The organism is Humibacter sp. RRB41 (genome assembly GCF_022761015.1).
Taxonomy (GTDB): domain Bacteria; phylum Actinomycetota; class Actinomycetes; order Actinomycetales; family Microbacteriaceae; genus Humibacter.
The window spans coordinates 39,801-57,912 of record NZ_JAKWJQ010000009.1 but is presented as its reverse complement, the minus strand read 5'-3'; the positions used below and the strand labels follow the sequence as shown (position 1 = coordinate 57,912).

The following is an 18,112-nucleotide window of genomic DNA, read 5'->3' as shown; positions in this document are numbered from 1 at the left end:
GTGGACTCCCCGCAGGGGACCGAGGGCTCAATTCCCTCCGTCTCTGCAAAATACCTGATCAGAGGAAACGTCTGTGCCGCTCGCCAGACGAGATTCGGCCCCGTCTTAGGATCGGATGCCGCCACAGAAACGCTGCGCTCAGAACTCGATGTACTCGGCGGAGTGAGCAGCGAGCCATCCCGGTGCGGAGGGTACGAGAGGGATGCGCCGCCGAGCCGAGATGGCACTGACATCCACCGGCGAAGCACGGTGATTCACGATGACCCCACGGTCGCCGAAGTGCGCGAACTCGACGCCACGCATCGGGCGCATCGGCGCAGACGGTGACGTGCCGATTTCGACATCCACAGGGGTCTGCTCGAGGAGTACGAGTGGATGCATCTCGCCTCGTCCGTATGCCGGCGGCACGATCGGCATCGTTCGTCGTGAATAGGCGTAGCCGTACTCGAAGCCGATGGAGAGCACGCTTCCTCGCCCGACCCGGGTGCGCAGGATGCCGGGGCGGCCGGATTCGATATAGCTGCCGAGCACCTCGCCTTCCGACGCAAAGGCCGAGGTCGACCAGCCATGTGGAATGAGATCCTCACGCCACCTGACGCAGTCGAACGGCGCCGGTTCGTCCGTGATGTCGAAGGCGCCCTTGGCGAGGCCGCTGTTCGACCCGTGCATGACGGTGCCACCGCTTTCGGCGAATGCGCGTACCGCTGTCTCGAGGTCGGCGGTTTCGCCCACGTCGTAGAGGCTGTCGGTGGGTACCACGAGGTGTCGGTAGTCGTGGAGCGCACCGGCGACCACTTGATCGGGATGCACGATGTCGACGTGCCATCCGAGGTCGGTCAGTTGCTGGTACCAGCCGAGCAGGTCCATCCTGTGGCGTCCGCCCTCGTCGAGCTCGAGTGGCTCGTAGAAGCTCATCGACGCAGGGAAGAGCAGTGCGACCTCGCGAATGCGAGGCTGCTGAAGCAGCGGCATAACTTGGGCAGCCCACGCGGTTCCGGTCCGCAGCGAGTCCTTGAAGACGGCATCCATGCGGAACAGCACGCCACCGTCGTCGAGGCCGCTGTAGCCGTACACGTGGAGCCGTCGTGCGCCGCCGGCCACGTGGGTCGCGATCGCCTCGGCGGGCGGAACGGTGCGATAAACATCCTCGTTGAGGTGGCGCCCGAGGTAGAGGCCCCCGGTGAACGCCCGTCCCTCATTGGCCGTGCGGGCGATCGAGGTTTCGACACTGAGCACGGATGCGTCCGGTCGGTTCTCGGCATTGAGCGGTGCGGTGATGAAGAGCGCACTGTCGACATGCTTCGCCACGCGGTAGACATCCAGCGCTCGCTGCCCGGTCTGCCAGTCGCGCTGACCAGGCGGGTTGAAGAAGTATCCCCATTGATGAAGCACCGGCTCGACGAAGAGCTCGGGCTCGCTCGCCCTCCAGTGCTCCCGCATCGTTGCGAAGTACTCGACCATGACCTCACCGAGGTAGGTCTGATTGTCGACCCAGCGATGCCAGTCCGCGGTACGCTCGGTGACGTCAGCGGCGGTCGGCAGAGCGCATCCGACCCAGTCGAGTTCGTCGGGTCGCAGCCAGTACTGGGCCGGGAGCAGGTCGTCGAAGGTCGCAGCGCAGATGCCGTATCGCTCGTTGACGCGATCGACGTCGCCCTCGTAGCGTGCAGACAACCACCAGAGGTAGTGCGAGCGTCCCTCGGCATCGAAGCTGGGCTTCGGGATCGGATCGAACATCGTCTGCATGATGACGCGTCCATCGGGGGAGCGCCGCATGCCGTCGCCATAGAGGCGCAGCAGACCCCGAACGTGCTCGACCATCGTCGCCTGCGCAACCGGCGACCAGTACTTGTACGTGCCCATCGGTGTGCCATCTGGCCGCACGGACTGCTCGCCGCGCACCGGCGGCACGTCGCGGATGCCCGGGTACAGATTGTCTCCACAGAGGTACAGCGCGAGACACGTGTAGTCCATGCCGTGGCGGGCGGCCTCGGCCATCATCAGTTCCTGCATACCGACGTACTGGCTCGCGGTCTCGCCGCGGTAGCGGGCGAAGAGGTCCTCCCACGGTTTGGAATCCAGGTTGATGGAGGTGAACCCCAGGCCGGCGATGTCGCGGATGCCGCGGCGCACGGCATCCGCGTCGGAATAGAACGGCTCGAAGAAGTTGCCGAACCACATGCTGATGAACGGACGCTCGGCGTGCTCCGACGTCGACTCGCTCGCGTTCACGGCGCCGGCACCACACGGTCGAAAAAGTCGTTCGCGATCGTGTGGAACCGGTCGCGGGCATCCCGGCGGATGAAGTGCGACGCGCCATCGACCACGGTGACGTCGGCGCCGAGCGAGCGCGCGATGGCGCGGTGGTCGGCCGTGATGCCGATGGCGAGCGTTCCGGTCACGATGCGCACCGGCACGGATGCCTCGGCCAGGTCAGAAAGGAGGGTCGTCCAGGCGCGCGTCGGGATGACGTCGCCGTTCAGCACGAGCGAGACATCCATGCGTTGCTTCGCCAGAGACCACTCCTCGAGCTCATCGAGCGGCCATCTCGGGAACCGGGCCGTGATCTCGGCGCGGCGCTCGGCATCCGTCATCGCCTGTTGCCGTTCGAGTGATGCGGCCGCGTCGACCGCGACCTGCCTGTCTTGGTGCGGTGTCACGGGAAGGCGCCAGAACGGATCTTCCAGCAGCACCCCGGCGAGGCCCGACGGCTCAGCGGCGGCGGCCGCGGCCGCCACGGAGCCGCCCGCGGAGTGGCCGAAGAAGACGAGCGGATCGCCCTCGAGCAGAGGGGTGAGCGTGTCGATCAGGTCGTCGACGATCACGTCGCCCGGATGCCGCAATAGCAGCTCGGGCGTCCACCGGGGCGAGAGCCCGTGGCCACGCGGGTCGACCGACAGTACGCGGAACCCGCTTTCGGCCCAGTGCTGTGCCGTGATGCGCAGGGTGCCGGCCGACTCGGCGAGGCCCGGCACGGCGATGATCGTGCCACGCCGTCCACCAATGGGAGCGTGCTCCTCGACGTACAACTCGGGCGACTCGGTCACGGAAGAACCTCGGGAAAGGCGAGCGGTCGGCCCTGCACGATGCGCTCCAGCTCCGTGGCAACGTGGTCGCCGAGCCGACGAATCTCCGTGCCCATCGAGCCGGAGATGTGCGGAGTGAGAAAGACGTTGGGCATGGTGAAGAGTTCGTGGTCGTGTGGCAGCACCTCGGGGGTGGTGACATCGAGGATCGCCTCGATGCGACCGGTGCGCAACTGGGCGAGCAGTGCATCCTGGTCGACGATTCCACCGCGCGAGGTGTTGATCAGCGTTGCGCCGTCGCGCAGCTGTGCCAACAGCTTGGCGGTGATCATGCCTTCGGTCGACGCATTGAGCGGTGGATGCAGCGTGACGACATCGCTCGTGCGCATCAGTTCGTCGAGGCCGACGCGTTGCACCCCCAGGCGCTGCGCGTCGGTGGCCGACAAGTACGGGTCGTACACCTGCACGCGGAGATCGAGGTCTCTGAGTCGTTCGATCACGATGCGGCCGATGCGCGAGGCGGCTACGACGCCGACGACCTTCTCGCGGTTGCCCGCGTGCGGGAACTCGAGTTCTCGGTCGATCGGCGCCCGGCGGTCGCGATAGAGGTGGCGCGCCCCGAAGGTCTGTTTGTTCGCGAGCACGATCATCGCGACGGTGAATTCCGCGACAGGGATCGCGTTCAACCATCCGGCATTCGAGACTTGGATGCCTCGCTCGCGTGCGCTCTGAGGCAGCAGTGTCGACCCTTGACCGCCTGCGTAGAGCAGGTAGCGCAAGCGTGGCGCGTGATCGAGGTCGGCGTCGCTGAGGCCAGGTGCCCCCCACGCAGCGATCAGCACCTCGGCGTGTTCGAGCGCGTGGCGGGCGTCCGGGTGGTCGAGACCGGTGAACGGGATCGTCTGCAACGGCCTCACCCCGTCGATGCGCAACGCCTCGAGACCGTTGCCGAAGAGGTGTTCAGCGAGCTCAGGCGGGCTCATGGTCATGGCGAAGTCGATCGTCGACCTTGGTGCGCCGGCGAAGGCGGATGCCGCCGACGTCGTGCTTCCCGGAGCGCTCGTCATTGAAACCTCATCGATCGGTGTTGTCGTCTGCGGAGTTGTACCCGCCGCATTGAAACTAGTTACAAATGCAATGGAGCGCAACTGAGCGACCCGATCCGAGCGATCTCTCGACGACGCGCCCTCCGTGGGTGGCGAGACCGCGAGGTCGCTAGGCCTGCGCTGGGGACGTCGTCGAGCCTCTGCGCACGAACGACGGCTGCAGGAGCACGTTCTCGGCCGGTTCCAGTCCGAGCGCGATGCGTGCTGCTCGCACTCCGACCTCGAAGAACGGCGGATGCACCGTGGTGAGTCCTGGGGTGAGGTCGCCCACGATGGGCACGTCGTCGAATCCGACGATCGAGAGGTCCTCGGGAATGCGCAGACCGAGCGACCGTGCCGCGCGATAGGTGCCGACCGCGATGTTGTCCGTCATCGCGACGATCGCCGTAGGCCGGATCGGCAGGGATAGGAGTTCACGCGCGGCCGCCTCGCCGGCATCTTCGTTATTTGCGGCATCGTGAACGAGGTTCGTTGGATGCGGCAGATGGTTGCGTTTCATAGCCGCGCGGTAGCCGTCGATCCGAAGCTCGGCGGTGGTCATGCCTTTGCCCTCGCCCAGATAGCCGATGCGGGTGTGGCCGAGCCGCACCAGCTCGTCCACACCGGTTCCGACGCCGGCGCGATGGTCGTAGTCGACGCTGACGATGCCCGGCGCGGTCGCCACTGGTGGCCGACCGCAGAGCACAAGCGAAGCATCCACGTCGGCGAGGTCCTTCGCATAGCCGGAGACCCGCGCGTCGAACTCCGCGTTGGATTCCGTCGAACCCACGTATAGAACGGCGCGCGTGCGTTGTTCCCGCAGGGTCGCGATGAGATCGCTCTCGCGTTGTCGATCTCCTTCGGTCGTCGAGATCAGCAGTAGGTGGCCGTTCGCGGTGGCGACGCTTTCGGCACCCGCCGCGAGTGATGCGAAGGTCGGGCCGATCATGGAGCGAACGACGAAGGCCACGGTTCCCGGGCCACGGCCGGTCATCGCTCTGGCGAGTCCGTTCACCACGTAGCCGAGCTCGTCGGCCGCGGCAAGCACCTTCGCTCGGGTGTCGGCGTGCACGCTGCTGCTGCCGCCGAACACACGTGATGCGGTCGCGGGGGAGACCCCCGCTCGCGCGGCGACGTCGCGCAGATTCGCGCTGCCTACGCGGGCCGGTCCTCGGGATCCGCCCTGACGCGTGCCGCGCGGCGTGTCGGTTGTGGGCATGGTGGGGATCGTACTCGGCCCCTCGATGCTCGGCGTGCACATTCGAGACTGGCCCTGACCGATGGCTTGACATGCGGCGTGGGGTGGTCTAACTTCGCCGTTGTGAAACTAGTTCCACGATGAACTGGTCAGGACACGAGGAGTCATCAAGTGCAACGAGGCACCGCAGTCGCGGACGCTGGGCCCGCCGATGTCATGGCAAGTAGGCCCGCTCCCCATGCGACTCGCACGGCACGACGTCGCAAGCCGACGAGTCGCGGCACACTCGGCCTTCTGCTGCTGGCACTGCCCGGCGTCATCTGGTTCCTGGTGTTCGCCTACGGCCCGATGGCCGGTCTGGTCGTCGCCTTCAAAGACTTCAACGTCAGCGACGGAATCTTCGGCAGTCCCTGGAACGGTCTGCAGAACTTCGCCTACTTCTTCTCCAGCGGTGATGCGCCGCGCATCGTGATCAACACGATCTTCTTGAATGCGCTCTTCCTGGCGGCGTCGCTCGGCGCCGGTCTGCTGCTGGCGTTGATGCTGAACGAGATCAAGGGCCACTTCACGAGGAGGTTCGGGCAGTCGATCATCTTCTTCCCGTACTTCGTGTCACCGATCGTGATCAGCATCATTCTGCAGGCGGTTCTGGCGGGAGTCGGTGGTCGCGGCGGCATGGTCAACAACGTGCTGAACGTGTTCGACCTGCCTCAGGTGAACTGGTACACGGAGCCAGGGGCATGGCCGTGGATCCTCACCATCGTGAAGGTCTGGCAACTCGGCGGGTACACGTCGGTGATCTTCCTCGCAGCCATCACCTCGATCCCGGAAGAGGTCTACGAGGCGGCGGCCATCGATGGCGCGAGCCGGGCGAGAATGGCACGCTCGGTCACGACGCCACTGCTGCTGCCCACCCTCGGCATCCTCATCGTGCTCGGGGTCGGCAGGATCTTCTTCGGCGACTTCGCGACGATCTACGCGATCGTCGGCGACAACGGCACGCTCTTCCCCACCACCGACGTCATCGACACGTACGTGTTCCGGTCTCTGCGAACGGTCGGTGATTTCGGCACCACGGCCGCAATCGGGCTGTTCCAGTCCGTCGTCGGGTTCGTCTTCGTCTCCGTCGCGGTGCTCGTCCAGCGTCGCGTCGACAAGGAAAGCAGCATCCTGTGAGCCTCATCGCATCCGGTCGCACCCAGACCATCACCGACATCGAAGCCGAGACGGTCCTCAACGACGCCCCGCCGAAAAAGACGCCCTCGAAGACCCGTGTGCCGGGCCGCACCCGATTCGAACCGTTCACGGTCGTCAGCTATGTCTGCGTCTCGGTCTTCGGGCTGTTCTGCCTGATTCCGCTCTGGATGATTCTGGCCGGCTCGTTCACGGACGAGTCCGTTCTCGCCGCCAACGGGTACAGCTTCTGGCCAGCGCCGTTCTCGCTGGCCGCGTACCAGCTCCTGTTCACGGGGCAGTCGCTCATCAACGGATACATCGCATCGCTGTTCATCACCGTCGTCGGCACGGCTTTGTCGCTGTCGTGCACCGCGTCGCTCGCCTGGGTGATCGCCAGGCGACTGCCTCGCATCAGCAGACCGCTGACGATCTTCGCCTACATCCCCATGCTGTTCACCGGCGGCCTCGTGCCCCTTTACCTGCTGGTGACGCAGGTGCTGAACCTCTCCAACAGCTGGTTCTCGGTGATCCTGCCGGTCATGCTGGCGCCGTTCCTCATCTTCGTCGCCGTCAGCTTCTTCCGGCAGTTGCCGGAAGAGATCCTCGACTCGGCTCGTATCGACGGTGCCGGTGAGCTGCGGGTCTTCTTCCAGATCGTGATTCCGCTCTCGAAGCCCATCCTCGCCGTGCTCGGGCTGTTCTACGCCGTCACGTATTGGAACGAGTGGTTCATGGCGCTGCTGTTCATCTCAGACCCCGACAAGTTCCCGTTGCAGCTGATCCTTCAGAACCTGATCTCGAACGTCACGAACGCGGCAACGCTGCCCGGTGCATCCGCGTCACAAGCGGCCGCACCGGTCTACCAGCTCCGGTTCGCGATGACCGTCATGACCATCGCGCCCATCCTCTTCGCCTACCCGTTCGCTCAGCGCTTCTTCGTCAAGGGCCTCACCCTCGGGGCGACGAAGGGCTGACACCAGCGCACCACCCACCTTGCACCAACTCACCTTGCACCAACCCACCCTCGCAATCTGTTCACAAAGGAGTACACGGATATGTCCACGACAATCAGCCGTCGCGGCTTCCTCGCGCTCGGCGGCGCTGCCGCCATCGGCATCGGGCTCACCGGCTCACTGGCCGGGTGCACGCCATCGGGCTCGAGCGCGGGAGCACTCTCAGGCACCTCGCTGGCCATTCTGCCCAGCACGGCTCCGTCCAACTGGAAGACCGTGCTGGCCAAGTTCAATGCGGGCCTGAAGAAGGAGCACGGCTTCGAGCTCGATGCCCAGTTCATCAACTGGACCAACTATGCGCAGCAGGCGCTGCTGAAGTTCACCGCCGGCGCGAAGTTCGACACCGCGTTGCAGGCGCTCTGGCTGAACATGGCCCAGCTGCAGCAGGATAAGTCGCTGGTGGACCTCACCAAAGAGATCTCCAAGTGGCCGAACCTGTCGAAACAGCTCTCACCGGAGCTGATCACGTCGAACAAGTGGAGCGGACACCTGTGGGGCATCCCTCAGGTCAACAGCGCCGGTCGCGTGCAGCACTTCAGCATCCGCAAGGACCTGGCCGACAAGTACGGGTACGACGCCATCCAGGACTACGACACTCTTGAGAAGTTCTTCTACACGGTCAAGCAGAAGGCATCAGGAGTCACCCCATTCGCCGTCTCGTCCAACGAGACCTTCGAGCTCGCCATCGGCCCTCAGGGGCCGGTCGGACTCTTTGATCAGGCGGGCTGGGAGAACCCGACGAAGTATTTCAACACGATCTTCGCCGGCTCGGGACTCTACTTCAGCTTCGAAGAGAAGAAGCTCGCCGCCGGGTCGGCAGACCCGATCCCGTTCTGGGAGAACGATCAGATCGTCGACACGCTGCGTCGCATCCGCAAGTACTACCAAGACGGCATCATCAACGCGAACGGCCTCAATGCCGACAGCGCGACTACCACGGCACAGTTTGAGGCGGGCAAGTTCGCCGGGCAGTGGGCGATCACCGACGGCACTGCGAGCAATGCACTCGTGGCGCTGCGCAAGGCCGTGCCGGACGCCGACCTCGAAGAGGTGCTGCCCTTCGGCGGCCCCTTGACCTCTGCCAAGCCGCTTCAGACATTCCAGGCCGACAACCTGGTCGTCGTCAACGCCAACGGCGGCGATGTCGACCGCGCACTCGCGCTGCAGGATTACGTGTCGATCCAGGAGAATCACGACCTGCTGGAATACGGCGTCAAGGGGACCGACTGGGAGCCGGTCGGTAGTGACGGTGTCAAGCAGCTCAGCGCGTACGCCTTCCCCGGCTTCGCGCTGCTCTGGCGCACCAAGCTCGAACGCCGCTCGTCGTTCATGACCGACTCGGAGTCGAAGGTCTTCGACTGGGCGCAGGACTACGGCAACTTCACCAAGGCCACGCTCGCGTCCTTCATCGCCGACGTCACCCCGGTGAAGCAGGCTGCCGCCGCGATGAACAATGTGATCACCCAGTACGCGAACCCGCTCTACTACGGAGCAGTGGATGTCGACAGCCAGCTCGACAAGCTCAAGTCGGCCGCCGAGTCGGCGGGTCTCAGCAAGCTGCAGAACGAGATGCAGAAGCAGGTGGGCGACTATCTGAAGGCGCAGAAGTAGATACGCCGTGACGACCATCGCCACCAATCCGGTCGTGCGCGGATTCGCTCCAGACCCCTCGATCATCCGGGTCGGCGAGTGGTTCTACCTCGCAACGAGCTCGTTCGAGTGGTATCCCACCATCCCCATCCGCAGGTCGCGTGACCTGGTCGAATGGGAGTACATCGGATCAGTCGAAGGAGCCGTTCCGCAGGGCGATTTGCACGGCGTGCCCGACTCCGCAGGCATCTGGGCGCCCTCGCTCAGCCATGACGGCGAGCGGTTCTGGATGACGTACTCGATCGTGCGCACGTTTCTGGGCCGCCAGCTCGACGTCGAGACCTATATCTCGACGTCGAGTGCGGCCGAGGGCCGGTGGTTCACTCCGAGTCGGGTCAGCGGGCACGGGTTCGATCCGTCGATCTTCCATCACGACGGCTCGCACTACCTTCTGAACCTGCAATGCGACTCGCGGCCGGGCGGAAGCCGATTCTCGGGCATCCTGATCGTTCGGCTGGATGCTGACGGAACGCGCACCATCGGGTCACCGACCCTGCTGTTGCAGCATCCGACCCTCGTGGAAGGACCGAAGCTGTTCGAGCACGACGGATGGTTCCATCTCGTTCTCGCCCAGGGCGGCACCGGTGTCGAGCACGGCGTGCTGATGGCGAGGAGCCGCGAACTACTCGGTCCGTACGAGCTCGACGATCGCCCGTTGCTGACCTCGCGTGACGACACGACGTTGCGTCTGCAGAAGGCCGGGCACGCTGAGTTCGTGCAGGATGCCGACGGCACGTGGTACATCGGTCACCTCGCGTCCCGCTGGCTCGACACCGTGCAAGGACGCCAGTTTCCGTATGGTCGTGAGACCTGCGTGCAGGAGATCGTATGGATCGACGGGTGGCCGCGATTGAAGGCGGGGGGATGGCATCCTGCCGACACGTTCGCGGCGCCGACTGGCGATCCGATTCCTGAAGTGCACGGTGAAGGTAGCGTCGGCGCGACCATAACGACGGACGACGCGCTCGGCGTCGAGAGAGAAGCCGAGTCGTCCTTCGGCTGGCCGTGGCGCAGTCTTCGTGAGCCGGTGGATGAGTGGGCTACACGGCACGGCGACGGCGTGCGCATCCGCGGGCGTCACGGACTCGAATCGATGTTCGGCACGAGCCTGCTCGCGCAGCCTCTCCGCGAGTCGCGGATGCGTTTCAGTACCACCGTTGACACGGCACCCTCGACCTACACCGAGGGTGCCGGGATCGTGCTCTGGTACAACTCGACGTCCTATTACTCACTCGCCGTCACGTGGGTCGAAGCGTATGGCGAGCGTCAGCACGGTCAGCAGTGGACCGGCGGCGGGCACAGGGCCGTCGTCGTCACGGCTAGCGATCGCGGGGGAGCGCGTGTCGTCGCGACGCGCATCCTCGATCATGACCGCCCGATCGAGCTGGAGACCCACCTGAACGGCGCGGTCGCCGGATTCAACGTGGACGGCGCCGAGATCGGGCCGGTGTTCGACATCGGCATCCTGTCCGACGACTACGGCGACGCCCTTCGATTCACCGGCGCGATGGTCGGCATCTACGCCTTCGACGTCGTCAACGCCTCATTCGCAGCGACCTTCAACGCGCTGTGCATCGACCAGTTCAAAGGGTGAACCCGAACACCCGACCGCAAGGGATCCCCGGCGTACGAGGAGGCGCCACCCGCTCGAGTTCCGTGCGGACACCGTCCGCAGCACGACGCATCACAACGAAGTACCGCGAAATCTGCAACGGAGGAGAAAGACGAATGTTCGGGTTGAGTAGACGCCGAGGGGGATGGGCGGCAGCCGCTGCGACGGCCGCGGTCATCGCAGCGAGCCTTGTGCCGGCGCACGCAGCGCTGGCCGACACGACAAGCACGACGCCAACCGTGACCAAGGCGGTCGCCATCGACAAGACCACGACCTCAGGATTCATCCACCCCGGGGTCGGCGTCGACGCGGGAAGCCTGGAGACCACGCGCAACGAGCTCGTCGCCGGCGCGGAGCCGTGGACGAGCTACTACCAGGGAATGCTCGCGACGAGCTACGCGAGCACCACACTCGGCTCCGCGAATCAGGGCTCGGGCGACGGCGTGCCCGCGGAGAATGAGTTCAACAGCGTCGACGAGAGCAACAAGCTCGGCCAGGACTCCGAAGGTGCGTACACGCAGGCGATTCTCTATTACCTGACGGGCAACCCGGTCTACCGCGAGAACGCGATGAAGATCATCCGCATCTGGAGCCACATGGACCCGGCCGGATACAAGTTCTTCGCGGACGCCGAGATCAAGACGGGCCCGTTCGTCTACCGGATCATGGCGGCGGCAGAACTGCTTCGCTACACCTCGGTGGTGCCGAGCACCGACGGGTACCCGCTCGTGTGGACGGCGCAGGACACCGCCGACTTCACCAACAACTTCGCCGTTCCCATGGTCGACACCATGGACTACGGCAACGCCTGGTACATGAACCAGGGCACACTGCCGCTCGAGGGTGCGATGGCCAGCTATATCTTCACCAACAACACGACGCGATATGACCAGGCCGTCGAGTGGTTCACGATGAACTCGACCGCGCCCGATCAGGATGTCAACGGCGCACTCGGCGCCATGTATCGGCTGATCGATAAGAAGAGCCCGGACAATCCCTACGGCTACTCGTTCGTGGACCATCTGGAGATGGGGCGGGACCAGGCCCACGCGGGTGACGACGTGCTCACGTTGACCACGCTCGCTCGCCTCGTGAACACTCAGGGCACCAAGCTCGACCCGAAGGCGGGCACGGTCTCGACGAAGAGGAACGCCGTCGACCCGTACACGTTCCTGGGTGACCGGTTGCTCGCCGGAACGAACGCTTTCTTCGGTTTCATGGCCGGCTACTCGATCCCGTGGGTCGACATCACGCAGCAGGGCGGCAAGCTCGCCCAGGCGTATCGAGGCAGGTGGAACGAAACTCTCAACGAGGTCTACTACATCTACAAGTATCAGGAGCACGTCGACGTGGCGAAGGCTGCGCCCGCTGTGCAACAGGAGTTCGAACAGCGCGATGGCGCCCTCTACTACAACCTCAACGTCAACGAGATCGGCACGAAGATCGGTTCGGATGGACTGCAGAGTTTCTGGGGCGGCACGCTGACCGGTGACGATTACTGGCTCTCGATTCCGGCAGCGGCCAAGGGCGAGAAGGTTCCGCAGCCCGACCCGAACGTGTCCTTCGCGCAGAAGGCATCCGTCATCAGCGGCAGCGCTAAGACGACCTCCGATGGCAACGCGACGATCCTGCGTGCCAGCGACGGCAAGAAGGGTACGACCCTCGCCGTTCGCACCATGCAGTACGGCGCACTCGCAAGCTACAGTCCGGTGGCGATCCGGGTGCGAACGACCTCGGTATCGACCTTGTCGGTCACGGCGCAGCCCGGCGCGAAGCCGTACCAGACCGTCACCGTTCCCGACACCGGCGGGCAGTGGCGCATGATCACCTACGACCTGGACGCGAGCGTCGTTTCGGCCTGGGCGAACGGCGGCAACAACATCGTCTATTACACGTTCTCGGGCGGTCGCGGCACGATCGACCTCGACTACGTGGTGCCGAACGCAGCGTCGGCCGTCACCCCTCCGCTGTTCCAGCAGGGAGCGAGCACGACGATCGTCGGCATCGCCGGCGTCCCGCTCGACGCGAGCCTTGCGGCGACCGACTCCAACACGAACGACACGGTCGCGTACACGGCAACGGGGACTCCCCGCGGCGCGAGCGTCGGGGCATCCGACGGTGAACTGAGCTGGAGTCCGACGAAGCACGATGTGGGCGATCACACCCTCATCGTGCAGGCCGACGATGGCACGACGGCGACCGCGCTCAAGGTCACTCTGCGCATCGCGAAGAACCGCGCGGATGCCGTGAAGCTGGCGGAGGCGGGATACGACTCGTCCATGACGTACACGAACGACACTGAACCGGCGTTCGATGCGGCGGTCGCCGCGGCGAAAGCCGTTCTGAAGACGGCGAGCGATTCCGACTTCGCGGCAGCGCTCGCGGCAGTTCAGAAGGCGGTCGCGGGACTGCGGCTGCTCACTCCGCGGTCGAGCGACGGAACCTTGGACTACGTCGGGATCGCGACATCAACGCTGCCGGCCGGAACGCTGGGGTATCTGACGGATGACGACAACTACACCTTCCCCGGCGACCTCTCGGTCAACTCGTTCACCGTCGACTTCGGCAGGGGATACCGTGTCGCGAGCACGGCGTTCGACCTGCAGGCACGGCAGACGTTCGGCAACAGGTCTCAGGGAGCGAACGTCTACGGGTCGAATGACGACAGCTCGTGGACCAAGCTCACGACAAAGGAGACGACGGACACCAACAGGCTCGAGACGCTGCCGGTCGCCTCATCGCTGACCGGCAAGGCTTTCCGGTTCCTGAAGGTGCAGGTCGACGACCCCGGTGTTCCTACGGATCCGAACTTCCCCGGAATCTTCGATCTTGCGGAGTTCCATGTGCACGGTTCGCGTCAAGAGGCGGTCGACAGCATCGCGACGGCGAGCATCAGCTCCAACGATGCCGAGCCGGGGATCGCCGGCAACGGCGACACCGTGAAAGTCGCGTTCACCAGCGACGGAGCGCTCAGCGACGTAGTCGGCGCGATCGCAGGTGTTCGGGCGACGATCACGGGTTCGGGGACCACATGGACGGCATCCGCAATTCTGCCGGACACGATCACGTCGGGTGTCATTGCGACATTCGCGATCGACTACACCACCGCTGATGGAAAGACCGCCGATCCGCTAGAGGTGACGACCGACGGGTCGAAGGTCTTCCTGTCGAACTCCGACGGACTGATCACGAACGTGCCGAGCATCGCCACGCCGGTCTCGCCGACCGGGGATGTGGAGACGTCCAAGACGCCGTATTTCGCGAAGATGTTCGACGATGATCCGACGACGTTCTCCGACGTCGGACCCGTGAACGGGCAGTACTACATCACGCTGGACTTCGGGGACGGAGGATCGGTGGCGCTCTCCCGGGCGGAGTTGCTCGTGCGACAGGACAGCAACGGCACCGGCCGCGCCGGCGGGCTGAACATCCAGGGATCCAACGATCAATCCACATGGACGACCATCACGAACAACGCGCAGGGCACGCTGGACTGGCAGACCCTCACGTTGCGTCCCGGCACCTCGCCCGTGGCGTACCGCTATCTGAAGATCGCGAACAACAACTGGATCAACATCGCCGAACTCAGGCTGTTCGGCAACCGGGTGGCGCCGCCTCAGGACTCCGTCATCTCGGCACATCTCGGATCCACCGATGCGGAGCCCGGAATCGTTGTCGGCGGCGACACGGTGAACCTCGATTTCACCACGTCCGAGGCGATCACGGATGTCGATGCGACGATCGACGGCTCTGCTGCGACGGTCATCGGAAGCGGCACGTCATGGCGCGCCTCGTTGCAGGAACCGTCGGACGCTGCCACCGGTCGGCTTCTGACGTTCCGGATCACCTACGCAGGCCCGAACGGCGAGGAGCGTCAGGCACTCACCCGCACGACCGACGCATCGAGCGTCTTCCTCACGACCAACAACGAGTTGATCGCCAACCCCGGCAGCCTGCTGACTGCGGTGACCTCGTCCGGGCAGCCGGACACGGCGAACCAGAAGTACGTCAGCAGCATGTTCGACGGCAGCGCAGCGACCTTCTCGGACATCGGACCGGTGAGCGGCCAGTACTACGAGATTCTGGATGCCGGAGCTGGTCGCAGCATCAGCCTCGACCACGCAGAGCTGTTGGTGCGTCAGGATGCCAACGGCTTGAACAGGGCAGCGGGACTCCAGGTCCAGGGTTCGAACGACCTCACGACGTGGACGCAGGTGACGAGCAATGCTGTTGGGACCCTGGGATGGCAGACGTGGGAACGACGCAGCGGGACTGCCGTGACCGCGTATCGCTATCTGCGGATCGCGAACAACAACTGGATCAATATCGCCGAGCTACGGCTGTTCGGCAGCATCTCGTAGCAACCAAGCGTGCGCCGGACTCCGGAAGGAGCCGGCGCACGCTCGGGGAGGGTGAGCAACACCGCCATGCCGACGCGGAAGCCGGTCCTACTGTTCGGGGAGCGATTCCGGCAGGTCGAACCAGGGGAACACGGTGTTCTCGAACCGCGTCATTGCGCGGATTCTGTCACCGGCCAGGGTGATCGCGATCAGGCCGGTTCCACGCTTCGTGCCATCCGACGAGCGGGTGTAGAGGCCGAATGCGGGTTGGCCGTTTGCTCGGGTCGGCAGAAGGTCGAATGTGCGGCCGGACCGGAAGAGCAGGGCACAGAAGGCGGATACGCGTTCGCGGCCCTCATATTCGAGCGGCATCGGCGGCATCGACATGAAGACGTCGTCGGTGAGCAGGCTCACCAAGGCGCTTATGTCACCGGCTTCGTACGCGTTCACGAACTTCGCCACGGTGATGGCTTCGGACGACGAGGTGGGAGTCGGCGGCGAGTCGTCGGCGTTTCGTGGAAGTCGGTCGCGCAGGCTGGTGCGGGCTCGTTTGAGGGCGCTGGTGACCGACTCGACGGTCGATTCGAGCATATCGGCGACCTCGCTTGCGTGGAACCCGAGTACATCGCGCAGGATCAGGACCGCGAGCTGGCGAGGTGGCAGCAGCTGCAGTGCCGTTACGAAGGCGATCGATATGGATTCCGATTGCTCGAAACGTGCCTCGGGGCCGAGCGGCGCCGCATAGTCGACAAGCGCGTCGGGGTACGGCTCGAGCCACGGGACTTCACCGAGCCGGCTCGGCGCTGGGGGCTGAGCGCCTGGGATGTTCCATTCCTTCGCCTGTCGTCGACTGGCTGAGCGCCGCAGGTTGAGGCATTGGTTCGTGGCGATCCGATACAGCCAGGTGCGCAACGAGGCGCGACCCTCGAATGCTTGAAGGCCTTGCCACGCCGCGAGCAACGTGTCTTGCACAGCGTCTTCGGCGTCGTGAAGAGATCCGAGCATCCGGTAGCAGTGCACCTTCAATTCGCGAAGATGCGGCTCGGCCAGCTCGTTGAACGCTTTGTCGTCTCCCGCACGCGCTCGCGCGAGCAGCTCATCCGTCAGCAGTGTCATTCTTGCGTCCTCGTTGTCGTCGCCTTGTTTCTTAGGCACACCCTCAGTACACGACCCTCAGTACACGTGTTGACACCCGTCGATGGCGGAACTGGGCTGTGGCAGGCCGCCCAATTCCTGAAGCCAGTGGTGTCTTCCCTTTTCGACAGTGTTAGTCAACGAGATGCGGAGAACAAAATGGCAAAGCTGGTAGTCAGCGAAAACCTCTCGCTCGATGGAGTGGTCGAAGACCCAACCGGCGAGCAGGGATTCTTACACGGCGGCTGGTTCGACCAGTCCGTTGGCGGTGATCGTGAGGCGTGGGCGAAAGTCGAGTACGCCGAGGCGTTGAGAGCCGCAGCTCTCCTGATCGGCCGGCGGACCGACGAATACTTCGGCTCGCGATGGAATTCCAGAAGCGGCGACTGGCCGGACAGGTTGAACGGTCTTCCGAAATATGTCGTGTCCACCACGCTCGAAGACCCGGTGTGGGTCAACTCGACGGTGCTGAGCGGTGACATCGTGGCGCAGATCACCAAGCTGAAGCGAGAGATCGACGGTGAGATCGTCGTCTACGCCAGCCGCCAACTCGTGCACACACTGATGGAGCATGACCTCGTCGACGAGCTGCGCCTGATCGTCTTCCCCGTTGTACTTGGATCCGGTGAGCGCCTTTTCGGTGACACCGAAGACAAGAAGCCACTCCATCTCTGCAGCGTTCAAGCCGTCGGAGATGGCCTGATGCTCCTCACCTACGGGATCATCAGAGAGGTTTGACCTCGCGGGACACGGGCGTCCCCAGACGCGCTACAGAACAGAGGATGCTGTGACGACCTGGGCCCGGAGCGGCATGAGCGCACCGGCCACCGTGCTGATGGTCTCGGAGTCGACTCCGGCTTCGGAGAGTGCGGTGGCGGCGTGCGCGATGACCTTGTCGAAGTCGGCGTCGGTGATGCCTCGGCCGGCGTGCGCGGCATCCAGATTCAGACCCTTGTAGCCGTTCGGGCCGCCGGTTGCCGCGGCGAGGAAGAGCGCCATGTGACGCTTCTGCTCGACGAGGCGAGTCGTGGCGAAGTACGGCGCAAGACTCTCGTCGTCCATGATCAGCCGATACAAGGTGTCGACCACCGCGGCGATGCCGGCGCCTTCGCCAAGCTGCTGGTACAGGGTTGCGGAAGTGCTCGTGTCAGTCATTTCGTTGTCCCATTCGCGATCGTGTGTTTGTCCATGACAGCCTCCGACGTGCCGGAGCTTCGTCGAGCGATTCGTCGTCGTCCTGAGACGGCGTCAGGTCTTGTTGGTCGGCAGGCGCTTGCTGGTTCTCCTGGGCGGGCGTCGCACCGAGGCGCCCCAACTCGCGCTCGATGGATTCGAGCAGCGAGTGTGCTTGGGCGGCAGCCATTCTGGTGAACTGGCGCGCCCGAACCACGTCGTCTAAGGAGGCCGGCCCCGCCGCAGGAAGATCATCGGTCGCGAATGCGGGAGTAGGGGTTTGCTCCGCACCCCATGGCGGTGTGATGAGGTGTGGCTCGGTGGCGTCTCGTGGTGTGCCCGACTGCTTCTCGATCTCGTGGGCGGCTTGCTGAGCCCGCTCGATGATCTCTCGATATTGCACCCTGGCGGTGTCGACCAGATCTTTCGAGTAGGACTCGGCCTCGGCGACCGCTTCGTCGGCGATTCGCTGAGCGCTGCTGAGCAGCAGGACGGCGCGACTCGAGATGGCGTCGTCTCCCGAGCTGAGTCCCGCCATCAGATCGTGCTTCTCGCGCCAGGCGAGTTCGAGAGCGTCGGCTGCAGCAGCAAGGAGCGATCGCAGCGCGGCGCGGTCGTCGTCATTGCTCTCGCCGGCGAGTGATGCTTCCCGCAGCTGTTCCGGTGTGATGGATGCGGATGTGGTCCCAGTCATGATCGTGCCGT

13 protein-coding genes are annotated in these 18,112 nt (G+C 64.6%); 6 read left to right on the top strand and 7 right to left on the bottom strand.

The annotated features are described in order from the left end of the window. Positions 1 to 138 precede the first annotated feature (138 nt). From MJ603_RS18830 to MJ603_RS17815, 4 genes are all read right to left on the bottom strand, one after another. Complete coding sequence (locus MJ603_RS18830; RefSeq protein WP_243065110.1) at positions 139 to 2,232, bottom strand: beta-galactosidase trimerization domain-containing protein; 2,094 nt, start codon at positions 2,230 to 2,232, stop codon at positions 139 to 141. Continuing rightward, positions 2,229 to 3,047, bottom strand: coding sequence for an alpha/beta hydrolase (locus MJ603_RS17825; RefSeq protein WP_243065109.1), 819 nt, complete (start codon positions 3,045 to 3,047; stop codon positions 2,229 to 2,231). Before MJ603_RS17825 ends, MJ603_RS18830 begins: the two co-directional genes overlap by 4 nt. Then, positions 3,044 to 4,093, bottom strand: coding sequence for a hydroxyacid dehydrogenase (locus MJ603_RS17820; protein WP_243065108.1), 1,050 nt, complete (start codon positions 4,091 to 4,093; stop codon positions 3,044 to 3,046). Before MJ603_RS17820 ends, MJ603_RS17825 begins: the two co-directional genes overlap by 4 nt. A 148-nt stretch (positions 4,094 to 4,241) precedes the next feature. Beyond that, positions 4,242 to 5,330 carry a LacI family DNA-binding transcriptional regulator gene (locus MJ603_RS17815; RefSeq protein ID WP_243065107.1) on the bottom strand — a complete coding sequence of 363 codons (1,089 nt, stop codon included), beginning with the start codon at positions 5,328 to 5,330 and terminating at the stop codon, positions 4,242 to 4,244. Between the two features lie 150 nt (positions 5,331 to 5,480). Here MJ603_RS17815 and MJ603_RS17810 point away from each other — a divergent pair, with 150 nt between their 5' ends. From MJ603_RS17810 to MJ603_RS17790, 5 genes are all read left to right on the top strand, one after another. Beyond that, a complete protein-coding gene (locus tag MJ603_RS17810; RefSeq protein ID WP_243065106.1) occupies positions 5,481 to 6,485 on the top strand; it encodes an ABC transporter permease subunit in 1,005 nt (334 codons plus the stop codon). Further along, complete coding sequence (locus MJ603_RS17805) at positions 6,482 to 7,459, top strand: carbohydrate ABC transporter permease (RefSeq protein WP_243065105.1); 978 nt, start codon at positions 6,482 to 6,484, stop codon at positions 7,457 to 7,459. The genes MJ603_RS17810 and MJ603_RS17805 overlap by 4 nt, the downstream gene beginning before the upstream one ends. Positions 7,460 to 7,540: 81 nt before the next feature. Continuing rightward, positions 7,541 to 9,109: a DUF3502 domain-containing protein gene (locus MJ603_RS17800; RefSeq protein WP_243065104.1), complete on the top strand. Its 1,569-nt coding sequence runs from the start codon at positions 7,541 to 7,543 to the stop codon at positions 9,107 to 9,109. Positions 9,110 to 9,116: 7 nt separating this feature from the next. Continuing rightward, positions 9,117 to 10,742 (top strand): family 43 glycosylhydrolase, encoded by a 1,626-nt coding sequence (locus MJ603_RS18825; protein ID WP_243065103.1) that lies wholly within the window; start codon positions 9,117 to 9,119, stop codon positions 10,740 to 10,742. Positions 10,743 to 10,876: 134 nt separating this feature from the next. Beyond that, on the top strand, positions 10,877 to 15,121 hold the full coding sequence (locus MJ603_RS17790) for a discoidin domain-containing protein (RefSeq protein ID WP_243065102.1): 4,245 nt from the start codon (positions 10,877 to 10,879) through the stop codon (positions 15,119 to 15,121). Between the two features lie 87 nt (positions 15,122 to 15,208). Here MJ603_RS17790 and MJ603_RS17785 read toward each other — a convergent pair whose 3' ends face one another. Beyond that, positions 15,209 to 16,255: a sigma-70 family RNA polymerase sigma factor gene (locus MJ603_RS17785; protein ID WP_243065101.1), complete on the bottom strand. Its 1,047-nt coding sequence runs from the start codon at positions 16,253 to 16,255 to the stop codon at positions 15,209 to 15,211. A gap of 27 nt (positions 16,256 to 16,282) precedes the next feature. Between MJ603_RS17785 and MJ603_RS17780 the strand changes: the two genes are divergently transcribed. Next, positions 16,283 to 16,972 (top strand): dihydrofolate reductase family protein, encoded by a 690-nt coding sequence (locus MJ603_RS17780; RefSeq protein ID WP_243065100.1) that lies wholly within the window; start codon positions 16,283 to 16,285, stop codon positions 16,970 to 16,972. A 30-nt stretch (positions 16,973 to 17,002) separates the two neighbouring features. On the opposite strand, the gene MJ603_RS17775 is transcribed toward MJ603_RS17780, so the two are convergent. Beyond that, positions 17,003 to 17,389: a group 1 truncated hemoglobin gene (locus MJ603_RS17775; protein ID WP_243065099.1), complete on the bottom strand. Its 387-nt coding sequence runs from the start codon at positions 17,387 to 17,389 to the stop codon at positions 17,003 to 17,005. Further along, positions 17,382 to 18,101 (bottom strand): hypothetical protein, encoded by a 720-nt coding sequence (locus tag MJ603_RS17770; RefSeq protein ID WP_243065098.1) that lies wholly within the window; start codon positions 18,099 to 18,101, stop codon positions 17,382 to 17,384. The genes MJ603_RS17775 and MJ603_RS17770 overlap by 8 nt, the downstream gene beginning before the upstream one ends. Positions 18,102 to 18,112 lie beyond the last annotated feature (11 nt).